Raw genomic sequence first — 15211 nt, forward strand, 5'->3', positions numbered from 1 at the left:
CGTTAGGAAGCCGGGATGGCGGGTCCGTGACAGCGTGGGATTCTCGACGCGTCGCGGCCCGGACGGCTCCGCCAGGCCCGGCGCGTGAGCCGATCCGACCCCCGGCGCCGCGTGTGACGGCGACTGTCACAAACGCTGCCTAGCATCGCGCGCCATGAAAGTCGTGCTGCCGCGTCCGCCGCTGGTGCTCGCGCCGGTCGCGGGCTCGCGCCATTTCGGCCATGGGCTGCTGCTGGCGATGGCTGCCGTCACCTGGTCCTTCGGCTACTGGGCCGTCGCCAAGCCGCTGGCGCAGTGGCGCTGGGTCGACATCCTCAGCGAATCGCTGATCGTGGCGATGCTGGCGCTCTGGCTGGTGCAGCTGCGCGCGAGCCGGCCCGCCGGCCGCGTCACCACCTGGCTGTGCCTGGGGCTGGCGGGGATGCTGCTGGGTGGCTGGGCGGACCTGATGGACGAGTTCTGGAAGTTCCCGCGCGCGTTCACGCTGCTGATGGGGATGGAATCCACCTGCCACGTCGTCGGCATGACCGGGCTGACCTTCGGCTTGCACCTGTGGCGGCAGGAACAGCTGGCGCTGAACGCGCTGCGTGCCGGCCGCGAGCGCGGCTACCGGGAACACGCGCAGATCGACGGGCTGACGCAGCTGGGCGACGGCGCCTACCTGCTCGCGCAGATCGAGCGCCTGCGGCGCGCGCCCGCCGCGCCGACGACGCTGGTGATGCTGGGCTGGCAGGACCTGCCCGCGCTGGCGCGCCAGCATGGGCTGGCGGAGTCGGAGCGGCTGCTGCAGGCCACCGGGCCCTTGCTGCTGCTGCAACTGCGCGAGGGCGACCTGCTGTGCCGTTACGCGGCGGACCGTTTCGTCGCGCTGCTGCCGAATGCGGACTCGGCGCTGCCGGGCGACCTGCTGGCGGCGCTGTCCGCGCATGTGCATCCCTGCGCGGACGGGCGCACCCGGGCGCGGCTGGGCGCCCGCATGGCCAGCGCGACGCTGGATCCCGACGAGGACGGCGAGGCGCAACTGCTGCGCCTGCTGGAGCGGCTGCGGTGAGCGCGCCCACCCGCGCGGCGCCCGAGCCCGACGACGCGCTTTCCGCGCTGCGCCAGGCGCTGCCGGCGGGCGCGGCGACCGCCTATGGCGCCGACCACGCCTTCATCCCCTGGGCCTATCAGGGCGCGCTACTGGCCGAGTTCGCCCGCAGCCGCGGCATCGATCCGGCCGAATGGCTGGGCCGCTGCGGCGTGATGCCGGGCCAGGCGCTGTCCGCGCGCCAGCTGCTGTCGATGCTGGCGGCCTTGCAGCCGCTGGCGGGCGACGTGGGTTTCGTCGTCGGCCAGTTGAGCCTCCCGGGCCATTACGGCCTGGCCAGCCAGGCGCTGCAGCAGGCCGGCGACCTGCGCCAGGCGCTGCGCGTGCTGTGCGCCTGGCCCGCGCGGCTGTCGCCGCTGCTGACGCCGCGGCTGGTGGAGAGTGCCGACGAGTTGCTGCTGGTCTGGACCGAGGCCTGCGGCGCGCCGCCCAGCCTGCAGCCGCTGCTGGTGGACATGCAGATGAGCGCGGTCGTCGCGATGGCGCAGTGGCTGGGCGGCGGCCGGGCGCTGCCCTGGCGCTTCAGCTTCAATCGCACGCGGCCGCGCGAGCTGTCGCGGCACGCGGCCTACCTCGGCCCGGCGCTGCACTTCGGCTGCCAGGTCGACGCGATGCGGCTGCCACTGTCGGCGGCCGTCGAGCCCTGGTCGGCGGCGACGGCCGGCCGCGCGGCGATGGCGCTCGGCGCGCTGGGGCAGGGCGCCGATCCGCAGGCCGCCTGGCGCGGGCAGCTCGCCGTGCTCTACGACCACCTGCTGGGCGAGGTCGGCGGCGATCCGTCGCTGGAGCGCAGCGCGCAGCGCTTCGGCGTCAGCCCCGCCACGCTGAAGCGGCAACTGGCCCAGCTCGGCACCCATCACCAGGCGCAACTCGACCAGGTCCGCGCGCACGCGGCGCTCTACCTGATGCTGCTGCGCGGTCAGCGCGGCGAGGCGGTGGCGCGCACGCTGGGCTTCCACGACAAGAGCAACTTCCGGCGCTCGTTCAAGCGCTGGACCGGCATGACGCCCGGGTTGCTCTGAACCGGCGGGCCGGGCATAGACTCCCGCCCATGCCCACGGCGTTCGAGCATCCCGAGGATCAGGCCCAGTACCGTCGCCCCGCGCACCGCGCGGGCGTGGAGCTGTACCACGCCCACATCCTGCGGCACAGCTTCGAGCCGCACACGCACGAGGCCTACGGCCTGGGCGCGATCACGGACGGCGTGGGCCGCTTCCGCTGGCGCGGCGGCGAGCACCTCGCGCCGCGCGCCACGCTGATGCTGATGAATCCCGAGGACATCCACACCGGCGAGGCCGCCACCGCCGATGCCTGGGGCTACCGCATGGTCTACCTCGACGAGCAGCTGCTCTCCGAGCTGTACGGCGGTCCCGCCTGGCGCTTCGACGCCGCGGTGGCGCACGACGCGGCGGCCGCGACGCAGGCTGCGGCGCTGATCGCCGCGCTGTGGCGCGCCCGCGAGCCGCTGGCCTTCGACAGCGCGCTGCTCGAGCTGGTCCAGGGCCTGAGCCGCCACGCCCATCGCGCGCCGGTGCGGCCCGAGGGCGCCGCGCCGCGGTTCGCGCCGGTGATCGAGCACATGCGGGCCCACCTGGACGAGTCGCTGGACACCGCCCGGCTGGCCGCCGTCGCCGGGCTCAGCCCCTTCCATTTCCTGCGCAGCTTCAAGGCGCAGCACCATGCGACGCCGCAGCAGGCGCTGATGGCGCTGCGGCTCAACGAAGCCAAACGCCAGCTCGCCGCCGGCCATGCGCCGGCGCAGATCGCGGCCGCCGTCGGGCTGACCGACCAGGCGCACCTGACGCGCAGCTTCGCGCGCCGTTACGGCGTCACCCCGGCGCGCTACCAGCAGCAACTCGGTACAAGACGCCGGGCCTGACGCGGCGCGACACTGCGCCGCATGCTGTCCGGATTCCTGTTCGCGCTCGCCGCCGGCCTCATGTGGGGCCTGGTCTTCGTCACGCCGCTGTTGCTGCCCGACTACCCCGCCGCCATGCTGATGGCCGGCCGCTACCTGGCCTTCGGCCTGCTGGCGCTGCCGCTGGCCTTGATCGACTGGCGCGAGCTGCGCCGGCTGACGCGGGCCGACTGGACGGACGCGGTCAAGCTCAGCGCGATCGGCAACTTCCTCTACTACCTGACGCTGGCCGCCGCGATTCAGCGCGCCGGCGGGCCGCTGCCCACGATGATCATCGGCACGCTGCCGGTGGTGATCGCGGTCTGCTCCAACCACCGCAACGCGGCGCGCGACGGCCATTACCGCTGGCGCGACCTGGCGCCGGCGCTGCTGCTGATCGCGCTGGGCATCGGCTGCGTCAACCAGGTCGAGCAGGCGGCGCTGGCCCCGCAGGCGCTGGGCCGCTACCTGCAGGGCGCCGGGCTGGCGCTGATCGCGCTGGCCTGCTGGACCTGGTACCCGATCCGCAATGCCGACTGGCTGCGCGCCCATGCTGACCGCAGCCCCCGCGCCTGGGCCACCGCCCAGGGGTTGGTGACGCTGCCGATGGCGGCGCTGGCCTTTCTGGTGCTAGCGGTCGCCGACGGCGCCGGACTGCCGCTGCTGCCGGCCGGCTTCGACTTCCCCGGCGGGCCGCGCCTGTGGCCCTATGTCGGACTGATGATGGCGGTCGGGCTGTTCGCGTCCTGGCTCGGCACGCTGTGCTGGAACGAGGCCAGCCAGCGCCTGCCCACGACGCTGGTGGGCCAGCTCATCGTCTTCGAGACGCTGGCCGCGCTGGTCTACGCCCAGGTGCACCGCGGCGCGTGGCCGCCGCTGATGGGCGTCGCCGGCGTGGTGCTGCTGGTCGGCGGCGTCTGCTGGGCGCTGCGCCTCAAGCCGGTGCCACCGGCCCGGGAACGGCATCTGCCCGCCTCGTCCGCATGACGGCGGCTCCCGTGCCGTCGTCCCCGAGGCCGGTAAAAGTCGGTGCCATCGGCGCCGGCCTCTGCAGAATCGACGGATGCCCATCGCCCCATCTCACGCCCGCTGTCAGGTCCAATCGCTCAACGAGCCGCTCAACGAGCCGCTCAACGAACTGGACATCCAGCCGCCCGACGACACGCTCACCCGGTCGCGCGACGAGACGTTCACCCAGCCGCTGGCGCGGTTGCTGACCTGGCCGTCCCCCCATTCCCTTCCTGATGCCGATCCGACCCGGCGCGCGCTGCTGCGGCGCGCTTCGGCGCTGACCCTGGGCGCGACCTCCGCGGCGCTCGGCGCCTGGCCGGCCCGGGCCGCATCCGAGGGCGAGGCGAAGGCGGAAGCCGAGGCCGCCGTGACCGAAGGCCGCTGGCACGACCGGTCCCGCCTGCGCGACATTCCCTGGCGCCTGCGCCTGCCCGAGGGCGACGGTGCGGTCGCGCTGGTGGTGTTCTCGCACGGACTGGGCGGCAGCCTCGACGGCGGTACCGAGTGGGCGCAGGCCTGGGCCGAGGCCGGCGTCGCGACGCTGCATCTGCAGCATGCCGGCAGCGACCGCGCGATCTGGCGCGGCGGGCTACCCGCGGTCAAGGCCGCCGCCAGCGCCGAGCAGCTGGTCGAGCGTGCCCATGACGTGCAGTTCGCCGTCGAGCAGCTGCTCAAGCTGCGGCAGGACCGCAACGGCCCCTGGTCGCGGGTGCGGCCGGAGGCGCTGGGCATGGCCGGGCATTCCTTCGGCGCGCAGACCACGCTGGCGGTCGCCGGTCGCGACTACCAGGTGCGCGGCGCGCCGGACCTGTCGGAATCGCACTTCAAGGCCTTCGCGGCGTTCAGCCCCTCGGTGGGGCACGGTGCCGGCGGCATCAAGGGCATCACCCGCCCGATGCTGTGCCTGACCGGCAGCCTCGACGGCAACCCGCTTGGCCCGGAGCGCGACGGTCGCTACCGCCGCGCCGTCTACGACGCGCTGCCGGCCGGCGCCAAGGCCCAGCTGTGGCTGGAGGGCGCCGATCACATGAGCCTGGGCGGCGCCGGCGAGCGCGGCGCCGGCTTCGGGCAGCGGCTGCTCGGACGCCCGCGTGAACGCGCGCCGGAGCGGCTGGCCGCGCATCACGCGGCGCTGGTCAAGTCGATCAGCACCGACTGGTGGCGCTGGCGCCTGCTCGACGACGAGGCCGCGATGACGCGGCTCAAGGCGCCCAAGGGCCTGGACGCGGACGACGAGTGGCTGCAGGGCTGAGCGCGCGGAGCGCCGTCGGTGCGCGGCCTACGCGGCCAGCTCGCCCGGCGGGCTCATCAGCAGCTGCTTGGCCAGCGCGCCGATGCGGCGCAGCGCGCGCGGATGCTCGGGGCCCCACTTGCCGCCGACGCCCAGCCGCACGCAGTTCCGGAAGCGCGGGCTCGCCGAGAACATCATCCCCGGCGCGATGACGATGTGCTCGGCCAGGCACGCTTCATAGAGCTGCGCCGAGTCGAGCGCCTCCGGCAGTTCCACCCACAGGATGAAGCCGCCCGCGGGATCCGACACCCGCGTGCCCTTGGGGAAGCTCTCGGCGATCAGCTGGCGCGCCTCGTCGACGCGCGCGGCGATGGTCGCGCGCAGATGCCGCAGCGCCGCGCCGCTGCCGGCCTGCGTCAGCAGGTCGGCCAGCGCCAGCTCCAGCACGCTGGTCTGCGCGCCCGACTGCACCGCCTTGGTCTGCCGCAACACCCGGCCCCAGCGGCCGGCCTCGACCCAGCCCAGCCGCAGCCCCGGCGCGATCGTCTTCGAGAAGGAGCCGCAGATCATCACGTGCCCGGTCGTGTCGAAGGACTTCACCGCGCGGCGCTTGTCCTCCTGCTCGGACAGGTCGTTGTAGAGCACGTCCTCGATCAGCGCGACGTCGTGCCGCGCCAGCATCGCGGCCAGGCGCCGCCGCTCGGGCACCGGCAGGCAGGCGCCCAGCGGGTTGGACAGCGTCGGCACCGTCAGCACGGCCTTGACCTGCTGCGTCTCGAAGGCCAGCTGCAGCGCGTCCAGCGACATGCCGTGACGCGGATGCGTCGGGATCTCCAGCGCGCGCAGGTGCAGGCTCTGCAGGATCTCCAGGAAGCCGTAATAGGTCGGCGATTCCAGCGCCACCACGTCGCCGGGCTTGCAGACGGCGCGCAGGCACAGGCTGATCGCCTCGATGCAGCTGTTGGTGATGACCACCTCGTCCGGGTCCAGCACGCAGCCCAGCCCGAGCGCATGGCGGGCGACCGCGCGTCGGGCCTCCTCCATGCCGGGGCCGATCGGGTAGGTGCACAGCAGCTCGCGATGGCGCATCACGGCGCGGGCCATCGCGCGGCGCACGCGGTCCTGGTCGAAGAGTTCCGGACCCGGGCAGGCGGCGCCGAAGGAGATGAAGGCCGGATCCTGCGACAGCGCCATCACCTGCGCGCCGAGCTGGTCCAGCTGCACCATGCGCGAGGCGGTGTCGGGCCGGGAGACCCGCGGCTCCGGCAGGCGCGGCGGCCGCGCGGCGACGAAGTAGCCGGAGCGCGGCCGGGCCTCGATCAGCCGGGCATCCTCGAGCCAGCGATAGGCCTGCACCGCCGTCGACAGCGACACGCCGTGCTGGCCGGCCAGCTCCCGCACCGAGGGCAGCCGCTCGCCGCGTTTCAGCGTGCCCGCCCGGATCGACCGGGCCATGCGGTCGGCGAGTTGCATATACAGCGGTAGCAGCGGCGCGTCCATGCGTCGATTCTGTGTGTTCCGGGTTGGCAATGACCAATACAGATCAGCGGCAAGCCGGCCAGCACAGGTCACGGCCGTGCGCGCGCTGTATGCGCCGCATCGGTCGACCGCTGTGGATGGAGCGCCGCACAGCCGCTTCCTATCGTTGGGCCATGCAACCGCTGCGCCTCCTCCCTCCGCTGTTCCGGCCCCGGCTCTCGCCCGCGCCGGCCTTTGTTCCACCCGCGCCCGGCCTGGAGGCGATCGTGCTGCCGACCGACGGCCGGCCCGTCACGCTGCGCCTGCGCCGGCCGGTGCGCCTGCGGGTCTTCGGCGGCCGCGCCTGGATCACCCGCGCCGGCTGCGCCGACGACCACTGGCTCGAGCCCGGCCAGGTCTTCGAGCTGCCTGCGCCGCCGACTTGGTTCGGGTGGCGGATCTTCGCCAGTGGCGAGGGTGCGTCTTTGGTCACTTTGAGAGCAGAACCGCCCATTTGAGCGGCTGTACGCCGCCGGTTTCCCGCTATAACTCCGCCCTCGACGCTGGCGGACGCCTTCCAAAAGGGGGCGCCCGCGATACCGACAACAACGGGACACCGTCCCGCGAGGGAGTTGACATGAATCGATCCGCGATGTGGCGGGTGACGCGCCTGGCCGTGGCTGGCGCCGTCGGGGCGATGCTGCTGAGCGCATGCGGCGGCGGAGGGGGAAGCAGCGGCACGCCGGTGGTGGGCAGCGGCGAGACCGGTGGCGGCACGGTCGGTGGCGGCGGCACGGGCAACGGCGGCAACACCGGCGCGGTGCTCCAGCCCAGCGCCAGCTATGCCCAGCAATGCGCGCCGGGCAACCCGGAGGCCAGCCAGCGCAGCGGCTCGCTGGCGACCGAAAAGAACTGGATCCGCGCCTACTTCGACGAGGCCTACCTGTGGCGCGAGGACGTGCCGTCGATTGATGCCTCGGCCCCGCGCTACAGCGGCAGCGATGTCGAGACCGCGCTGGACAACTACTTCGACGACCTGCGCTCGCCGGCGACCACCGCCAGCGGCAAACGCAAGGACCAGTTCAGCTTCATGATGAGCACCCGCGAGTGGAACGCGCTGTCGCAGGGCGGCGTCGAGCTCGGCTACGGGATCGAATGGCGGATGAAGTCCGCGACGCCACCGCGCGGCCTGCGCGTCGCGTTTGTCGAACCGGGCAGCGCCGCCGACCGCGCCGGCGTGCGCCGCGGCGACACGCTGGTGAGCGCCGACGGCGCGGCGGCCGATGTCAACGACGCGGCGGGCGTCAAGACCCTCAACGGCGCGCTGTTCCCCGACACCGCCGGCGCGAGCCACCGCTTCGTGCTGACCGCCAATTCCGGCGCGAGCCGCGACCTCACGCTGGTCGCCGGCAACGTCACCAAGACGCCGGTGCCGACCCGGCAGGTGCTGACCGCGACCGATGGCGGCAAGGTCGGCTACCTGGTCTTCAACGACCACATCCTTCCGGCGGAAGCGCAGCTGATCGCCGCGATGCAGGACTTCCGCGGCCAGGGGGTGTCCGACCTGATCGTCGACCTCCGCTACAACGGCGGCGGCTACCTGTTCATCGCCAGCGAGCTGGCCTACATGATCGCGGGCAGCGCGGCGACCTCCGGCAAGACCTTCGAGCACCTGCGCTACAACAGCCGCCGCAGCGCGGAGACCAACAGCGAGGGTTCGAAGACGCCGTTCTACGACCAGTCCTGCCTGATGACGGCGGACGGCCGTTGCAGCTCGCGGCAGCCGCTGCCGGCGCTGAACCTGCGGCGCGTGTTCGTGCTGGCGCAGTCGGGCACCTGCTCGGCCAGCGAGGCGCTGATCAACAGCCTGCGCGGCGTCGACGTGGAGGTGGTGCTGGTGGGCGGCACCACCTGCGGCAAGCCCTATGGCTTCACGGCCAAGGACAACTGCGGCTACAGCTACTTCCCGATCGAATTCGTCGGCGTCAACAACAAGGGCTTCGGCGACTACGCGGACGGCTTCGTGCCCGCGGGCAGCGGCGCCACGGGCGTGAAGGGCTGCGCGGTGGCGGACGATTTCGAGCACGCGCTGGGTGACGCCAGCGAGGCGATGCTGGCCGCGGCGCTGCAATACCGCGCCAACGGCAGCTGCCCGGCGGCGAGCGCCTCCGGCACGGGCCTGGCACGTGCGACGGCGACGCGCGCCGGCGGCGACGATGCCGTGGCGCTGCAGTTCAAGAAGCTGGCCGCGCGCAGCAACCGCATCCTGGGCGGGCGGCCCTGAGGAGGCCCTGAGGCGGCGCGTTGGGGCGCCGCGCAGGGGTGCCCATTCCGATTCGGCGTGCCGCCGGGCCCGTCCTGACCCGCCGTCGATGCCCCACGCGCGAGCGCTATGACAAAGGCCGCCCTCGGGCGGCCTTTGTCGTCATCGGGCACAGCGCTGGACACACGTCCAAGCGCGTCGGCGCTCAGCGTCAGCTCACAGCTTCGGGATGCGGATGCGGCTGATCATCAGCGAGCCGGAGACCGCGAACAGCAGCACCAGCGGATGCAGGGTGAAGCCGCCCAGCTTGATGGCGCCGAACCACAACGCGTCGCCGATCGCGCCCTGCCAGGCGGCAATCCACAGCACGATCACCAGCAGCAACGACGTGGGGATGGGCGTGCCCTCGAAGTAGGCGACCTTGTCGCTGCCCGCGGACAGGCTTTCGGCGGTGATGTTGTAGCGCGCCAGGCGCGACACGCCGCTGGCCACGAAGAAGCCCAGCACGATGCGGTCCCACAGGCCCTGCATGCCGCAGCCATAGGCGATCACGGCCGGGGCGACGCCGAAGGAGATCACGTCGGCCAGCGAGTCCAGTTCACGCCCCATCGCGGAGCTCTTCTGGCGCCAGCGCGCGATGCGGCCGTCCAGCACGTCGAAGACCAGCGCGGCCGGAATCAATGCGCAGGCGTAGTACAGGTGCTGCGTCAGCCCGGTCTGCAGGAAGGTCATCACCGAGAACAGGGCGCCCACGCCGCAGAAGGCGTTGCCCAGGGTGAACCAGTCCGCCAGATGGAACTCGCGGATCATGGAGAAAGGCTTGGGTCGGTTCATGGGGAGCGAGCATAAGCGAAGGCCCTTGGCCTCGCGGCAAAGGCCGCGCCCGCCCTCGGGCGGCATGTTCCCCCTCGCCCCCTTCAGGGGGAGAGGGAGGGGTGAGGGGGCTCTTCGAAGGCCTAAGGCGTCTCGACCTTGGGCACTTCGGGGGCAGTTGTCATCCGCGACCATGCCTTGCGCGCCAGATGCCGCGCCAACAGCCCGGCCGGCATGCGCAGCCAGTGCGAGCGCACATACAACGCGACCTCCGCCATCGCATGGCCCGGCAGGCGGCAGCTGTCATGGCCCGGCCGCAGCAGGCGCCGGTAACAGGCATCCAGCAACCGCAGCGCCATCGGTCCCGGCGGCGGCTCCAGTTCATCCAGCAGCGTGTCCGGGTAAGGCGTGTCCAGCAGCTGCCGCGTGTAGCGCAGCGCCAGCCACAGCGGCCGCGTCAGGCCGATGCGCCGCGCGCGCGACGCCAGCCGCGGCCAGAAACCCTCGATCGCGCCGAACTCGCGCAGCAGCGCGTCGAGGTCGAACAGGTCGCGCAGCCCGTTGGGCAGTTCGCCCTCGTGGAACAGGTGCGCGGCGCTGTGCAGCAGCATGTCCTCGGGCGGCAGCACGAAGACGCCCGCGAGGCCGGGCAGCGGGCGCGGCGCGTCGAACAGCGCGCGGCTGTCCAGCGGCGTGCGCGCGGTCGGCGGCAGCAGCGTGTGGTGCACGTCCAGCGAGGTGCCGCGGCGCTTGTGGTGCAGCGGCGGCAGCTCGTGCATCCACTCGCGGTAGTAGCGCTGGTCGTAGGCGTCCAGGCCGTCGTCGAAATCCCAGCCGTGCACCAGCAGCGTCGTCTCGCAGCGCGGCAGCTGCTCGGGCGGGATCAGCAGGTCGATGTCGCTGAACAGCCGGCCCGGTGCCGGCGCATGCCCGCCCAGCGCATAGGCGGCGCCCTTGAGCAGGATCAGCGGGCCAGGCAGCTCGGCCAGCGTCTGCCGCAGCAGCTCGACCTCGCGCCGCAGCATCTGCACCTGGCGCCGCGACAGCAGCAGCGCCGAGCGCAGGTGAGGCTGCACGGGCGGCGGCAGCGTGTCCAGCCAGCCGCCGGTTTCCATCTGCTCGGCCAGCCGGCCGGCCAGGTTGGACCGCCGCGCCTGTCGCAGCAGCAGGTCCCACTCGGTCAGGCTCAAGCCGGCCGCGACCGCGGGCTGCAGCAGCACGCGGATGAGCAGCGGGCGGCGGCGATCGTCGCGCCGGGCGCTCATGGCGCGGACTCCTCGAGCGCGTCGAAGCAGGCCAGGGCCTCGTCGAGCCGGCTGTACTCGAAGCGATGGCAGCCGCAGCGGTCGACCAGCCGCCCCAGCGCCTGGAAGCCGGCCAGGCCGTGGACGTCGTAGTTGAAGGACTGCTCCGCCAGGTCCATGAAGGCGCGGGCGCGCTCCACCGGGACGAGCTGCGCGGCCGCGTCGGCGCGCCACGCGGGCAGCACGACCCAGGCCGGGCGGGCCGGCGCGAGCCGCGCGTCGATCGCGTCCTGCGGCGCCCGCACCAGCGCGACCGTGCCCTTGGCGGTGTTGGGCATGGAGGCGCTGAACACCGCCTCCGGCGCGAAGGCGCGGATCAGCGGGATCGAGGCGTTCTTCAGGTTGATCGGCCGCGCCATGCCGTGGACCAGGCCGGTGCTCATGTCCAGCAGCCCCAGTTCGTCCGACAGCAGCCGCCAGCCGCGATGCGCCAGCGCCGCGCACAGGGTGCTCTTGCCGGAACCCGGTGGCGCCGGCATCAGCAGCGCGCGGCCGCCGCGCTCCAGCACCGCCGCATGGATCAGCAGGTACTGGTGGGCATGGGCGGCGATGCACCAGTTGATGCCCCACTCCAGCATCGCCAGCGCCTGCGCGGCGGGCAGCGGCGTGAAGGAGCGCTGGCCGTCGAACCAGAACTCGGCCCGCCCCTGCAGCCGACTTAGCCAGTGGGGACTGCGCAGCACGGCGACGTGGAAGTCGACGAATTCGTCATCGCCGGCGACTTCGAAGTCGCGGTACATGGTCGCCACGTCGGCGGCCAGGTGCGGGATGTCGGAGCGCACGCGCACGGTGAACGGCGACAGCCGCAGCGTCACGCCGCCGTCGCGCATCCGGGCCCGCAGCCCGGCGGTGCCGACGTCCTGCAGTCTCAAGCGGCCGGCTCCTCCACCGGGCCTTCGGCCAGCAGGTGGATCTCGGCCAGCCGGCGCAGGTGCAGGTCCAGCAGCTCGGCCAGCGCCTCGGGCATGGGCGGCTCGTCCCAGTCGATCTCGCGGGCCAGGCGTTGCAGCAGCTGGTCGCGGTCCAGCGGCCCGGCGGCCAACCATTCGGCCAGCTGCGCGCCGAGCGCGGCGATCAGGTGGGTGTCCCCGGTGTCAGGGTCGAAATAGACCGCGTGCTGTTCGCCCTCCCAGGCGAGCAGCACGTCGTTGAGCGAGGGCCTGCAGTGCCAGGCGGCTCCGGCCATCAGGCCACGAGCCAGTTGCTGTACAGGTAGTTCTTGAAGTCGGCCTGCGTCCAGGCCGCGCCGGTGGAGTTGGCCGGCTTGAAGATGTTCGGGCCTTGCGCGGCCATCTGCAGCAGCATGTCCTGGCCGGTGGCCGAGAGCACGCACTGGTTGACCTTGTTGCCGGCGAACAGGGTGTTCAGACGCGCGACGATCATCATCGTGCCGTAGCCCGCCGTGTCGTTCTTCAGCAGGGTGTAGACATTGGCGGTGCCGCTGACGTTCTTCAACCCGGCCGGGAACAGCTTGGACACGGTCAGGTTGTTGCGCGCGTAGGTGAGTGACTTGCCGGAATACCACTGGGCGATCACGTAGTTCCAGGGGGCGTTGCCGCCGCGCACCAGGGACCGGCCGGTGTTGTCCTTCCAGTTGGCGATGTACCAGCACTCGGTGTTGTTGATCACCGCGGCATCGGCGCGGGCCTGCACGCTGGCGCCGCCGTTGCGCAGGATCGCCGAGCCCCAGGCCGAGGTGGTGTTGCAGTGCCAGGCCATCGCCGGCCGGCTGGCCAGCGTCAGGCCCACTGGCACCACGCCCGCCTGGATGAAACGACGGCGGCGCTGCGAGACGACGGTGTCCGCGGCGGGTGCCGGGGTGGCCGAGGGCTGCTGGTGGGTGTCGCTGCTGTTGTCCATAAGCTCAGCTTTCGTGGTGCACGGGCCCCAGGAAGGGGCGGACGCTCAAGCGGATCGGCGCTCCCGTCCGACCTGCGACCGCAGTGTTTCATACAAGGCATCGACCGGAAACCCCGACCAACCCCTTGAACGGGTGGCGTGCGGCGTCCCTCCGACGATGGATAAGTTAGCGCAGGCTTTCGGCGAATCCTTTGAGGCCAAACGACTCATCGCCGGCGTGGTGCGCAAGCGCCTGCGCGCCTTGAGCCGAACGCGCCATGCCGCCCGCCCTGTTCGAGCGACAGCGCCCGCTGCCGGCGCCCGTCGTCATTCCGCCTCGTCATGCACGACGTCGCGGTCGTCGGCGTCCTCGCGCGCCTGGCCGCCAGCGGGCCGGCGCTTCGCGTCGCCCTGGCCGTCCTCGTCCAGGCCGTCCTCGACGAGGAAGCCGCCGCTCTGATGCGCCCACAGCTTGGCGTACAGGCCGCCCTGGGCCAGCAGCGAGGCATGGTCGCCCTGCTCGACGATGCGGCCCTGGTCCATCACGATCAGCCGGTCCATGGCCGCGATGGTCGACAGCCGGTGCGCGATCGCCACCACCGTCTTGCCTTCCATCAGCCGGTACAGGCTGCGCTGGATCGCCGATTCGACCTCCGAGTCCAGCGCGCTGGTCGCCTCGTCGAGCAGCAGGATCGGCGCGTCCTTCAGCATCACCCGCGCGATCGCGATCCGCTGGCGCTGGCCGCCGGACAGCTTCACCCCGCGTTCGCCGACATGCGCGTCGTAGCCCTGGCGACCCTTGGGGTCGGTCAGTCCGTCGATGAAGTCCACCGCCTCGGCGCGTTCGGCGGCGGCGCGCATCTCGTCCTCGGTCGCGTCCGGCCGGCCGTACATCAGGTTGTCGCGCACCGAGCGGTGCAGCAGGCTGGTGTCCTGGGTCACCATGCCGACCTGGCGTCTGAGACTGTCCTGCGTGACCGTGGCGATGTCCTGGCCGTCGATCAGCACCCGGCCCTTGTCCACGTCGTAGAAGCGCAGCAGCAAGTTGACCAGGGTCGACTTGCCGGCGCCCGAGCGGCCGACCACGCCGATCTTCTCGCCCGGGCGGATCGTCAGCGTCAGGTCGTGCAGCACGGTCTTGCGGCCGCCGTAGCTGAAGTCGACGTGGTCGAAGCGGACCTCGCCCCGGGTCACCGCGAGCGTGGTCGCGCCGGCGGCGTCCTGGATCGCGACCGGGCGCGACAGCGTGGTGATGCCGTCCTGCACGGTGCCGATGTGCTCGAACAGGCTGGCCATCTCCCACATGATCCAGTGCGAGATGCCGTTCAGCCGCAGCGCCATCGCCGTGGCCGCCGCGACCGCGCCGATGCCCACCTGGCCCTGCGTCCACAGCCAGACCGTCATGCCGGCGGTGGAGGCGATCAGGCCCATCGACAGCGCATGGTTGACGATCTCGAAGCCGCTGATCAGCCGCATCTGCCGGTAGGCGGTGCCCAGGAAGTCCTGCATCGCGCCGCGGGCGAAGCCGGCCTCGCGGTTGGAATGGGAGAACAGCTTGACGGTGCTGATGTTGGTGTAGGCGTCGGTGATGCGGCCGGTCATCAGGCTGCGCGCGTCGGCCTGCGCGGAGGCGGCCTTGCCCAGCCGGGGCACGAAGTAGGTCAGCGCCACGATGTAGCAGGCCAGCCAGCCCAGGAAGGGCAGCAGCAGCGTGGCGTCGAAGCTGCCGACCACGCCCAGCATCGTCACGAAGTAGATCGTGATGAAGACCAGGATGTCGGTGACGATCAGCCAGCACTCGCGCACCGCCAGCGCCGTCTGCATCAGCTTGGCCGAGACGCGACCGGCGAACTCGTCCTGGTAGAAGCTCATGCTCTGGGCGAGCAGGTGGCGGTGGAAGTTCCAGCGCAGCCGCATCGGGAAGTTGCTGGACAGCCCCTGGTACTTGCTCAGCGCCTGCAGCGCGATCAGCAGCGGGCTGGCCAGCAGGATGCCGCCCAGCAGCAGCAGCTTGTCCTGCTGGGTCGACCACCACTGCGCGGGCGGGACCTCGCTGAGCCAGTCGACGACCGAGCCCAGCATCGAGAACAGCAGCGCCTCGAAGGCGCCGATGGCGGCGGTCAGGGCGGTCAGCACCAGGATCAGCCGGCGCATCCCGTGCGAGCCCGCCCAGACGAAGGCGAAGAACCCCTTGGGCGGTTGCGGCGCCGGGGTCTGCGGAAACGGATCGACGAGTTTTTCGAACCAGCCAAACACGGCGGTCTCCCTGTCACTTCTGCGAGACCGAGCAGCCTACAGGAGCCGC

14 protein-coding genes are annotated in these 15211 nt (G+C 72.0%); 7 read left to right on the forward strand and 7 right to left on the reverse strand.

Annotated features, from left to right (window positions below):
• Nucleotides 1–154: 154 nt before the first annotated feature.
• The 5 genes from ACTJKJ_RS02925 to ACTJKJ_RS02945 all read left to right on the forward strand — a co-directional run bounded on the left by ACTJKJ_RS02925 (nt 155) and on the right by ACTJKJ_RS02945 (nt 5250).
• Entirely contained in the window at nt 155–1051 is an 897-nt protein-coding gene (locus tag ACTJKJ_RS02925) for a GGDEF domain-containing protein (RefSeq protein WP_440819533.1), read from the forward strand.
• The gene (locus ACTJKJ_RS02930; RefSeq protein WP_440819534.1) at nt 1048–2112 is read left to right on the forward strand and encodes an AraC family transcriptional regulator ligand-binding domain-containing protein; all 1065 of its coding nucleotides are present in this window, start codon (nt 1048–1050) and stop codon (nt 2110–2112) included. Before ACTJKJ_RS02925 ends, ACTJKJ_RS02930 begins: the two co-directional genes overlap by 4 nt.
• Before the next feature lie 29 nt (nt 2113–2141).
• Complete coding sequence (locus ACTJKJ_RS02935) at nt 2142–2969, forward strand: AraC family ligand binding domain-containing protein (RefSeq protein WP_440819535.1); 828 nt, start codon at nt 2142–2144, stop codon at nt 2967–2969.
• Nucleotides 2970–2990: 21 nt separating this feature from the next.
• Nucleotides 2991–3974, forward strand: a complete 984-nt coding sequence (locus ACTJKJ_RS02940; RefSeq protein ID WP_440819536.1) for a DMT family transporter — start codon at nt 2991–2993, stop codon at nt 3972–3974.
• 76 nt (nt 3975–4050) lie between these two features.
• A complete protein-coding gene (locus ACTJKJ_RS02945; protein ID WP_440819537.1) occupies nt 4051–5250 on the forward strand; it encodes an alpha/beta hydrolase family protein in 1200 nt (399 codons plus the stop codon).
• Nucleotides 5251–5277: 27 nt separating this feature from the next.
• Here ACTJKJ_RS02945 and ACTJKJ_RS02950 read toward each other — a convergent pair whose 3' ends face one another.
• The gene (locus tag ACTJKJ_RS02950) at nt 5278–6729 is read right to left on the reverse strand and encodes an aminotransferase-like domain-containing protein (RefSeq protein ID WP_297380130.1); all 1452 of its coding nucleotides are present in this window, start codon (nt 6727–6729) and stop codon (nt 5278–5280) included.
• Nucleotides 6730–6881: 152 nt separating this feature from the next.
• On the opposite strand from ACTJKJ_RS02950, the gene ACTJKJ_RS02955 reads away from it, so the two are divergent.
• Both ACTJKJ_RS02955 and ACTJKJ_RS02960 read left to right on the forward strand, forming a co-directional pair.
• On the forward strand, nt 6882–7205 hold the full coding sequence (locus tag ACTJKJ_RS02955) for a DUF2917 domain-containing protein (protein ID WP_183483290.1): 324 nt from the start codon (nt 6882–6884) through the stop codon (nt 7203–7205).
• Between the two features lie 119 nt (nt 7206–7324).
• Nucleotides 7325–8971 (forward strand): S41 family peptidase, encoded by a 1647-nt coding sequence (locus ACTJKJ_RS02960; protein WP_440819538.1) that lies wholly within the window; start codon nt 7325–7327, stop codon nt 8969–8971.
• 195 nt (nt 8972–9166) lie between these two features.
• Here the strand turns inward: ACTJKJ_RS02960 and ACTJKJ_RS02965 are convergent, their stop codons facing one another.
• The 6 genes from ACTJKJ_RS02965 to ACTJKJ_RS02990 all read right to left on the reverse strand — a co-directional run bounded on the left by ACTJKJ_RS02965 (nt 9167) and on the right by ACTJKJ_RS02990 (nt 15162).
• A complete protein-coding gene (locus ACTJKJ_RS02965; protein WP_091728796.1) occupies nt 9167–9784 on the reverse strand; it encodes a CDP-alcohol phosphatidyltransferase family protein in 618 nt (205 codons plus the stop codon).
• Nucleotides 9785–9906: 122 nt separating this feature from the next.
• Nucleotides 9907–11028 carry a nucleotidyltransferase domain-containing protein gene (locus ACTJKJ_RS02970; RefSeq protein WP_440819539.1) on the reverse strand — a complete coding sequence of 374 codons (1122 nt, stop codon included), beginning with the start codon at nt 11026–11028 and terminating at the stop codon, nt 9907–9909.
• Nucleotides 11025–11939, reverse strand: coding sequence for an HprK-related kinase A (locus ACTJKJ_RS02975; RefSeq protein WP_440819540.1), 915 nt, complete (start codon nt 11937–11939; stop codon nt 11025–11027). Before ACTJKJ_RS02975 ends, ACTJKJ_RS02970 begins: the two co-directional genes overlap by 4 nt.
• Entirely contained in the window at nt 11936–12253 is a 318-nt protein-coding gene (locus ACTJKJ_RS02980; RefSeq protein ID WP_440819541.1) for an HPr-rel-A system PqqD family peptide chaperone, read from the reverse strand. Before ACTJKJ_RS02980 ends, ACTJKJ_RS02975 begins: the two co-directional genes overlap by 4 nt.
• Nucleotides 12253–12927 carry a hypothetical protein gene (locus ACTJKJ_RS02985; protein ID WP_440819542.1) on the reverse strand — a complete coding sequence of 225 codons (675 nt, stop codon included), beginning with the start codon at nt 12925–12927 and terminating at the stop codon, nt 12253–12255. Before ACTJKJ_RS02985 ends, ACTJKJ_RS02980 begins: the two co-directional genes overlap by 1 nt.
• Nucleotides 12928–13233: 306 nt before the next feature.
• Nucleotides 13234–15162 (reverse strand): ABC transporter ATP-binding protein, encoded by a 1929-nt coding sequence (locus tag ACTJKJ_RS02990; RefSeq protein ID WP_440819543.1) that lies wholly within the window; start codon nt 15160–15162, stop codon nt 13234–13236.
• Nucleotides 15163–15211: the final 49 nt, after the last annotated feature.

The organism is Roseateles sp. 22389 (genome assembly GCF_052044995.1).
Classification (GTDB): domain Bacteria; phylum Pseudomonadota; class Gammaproteobacteria; order Burkholderiales; family Burkholderiaceae_C; genus Roseateles.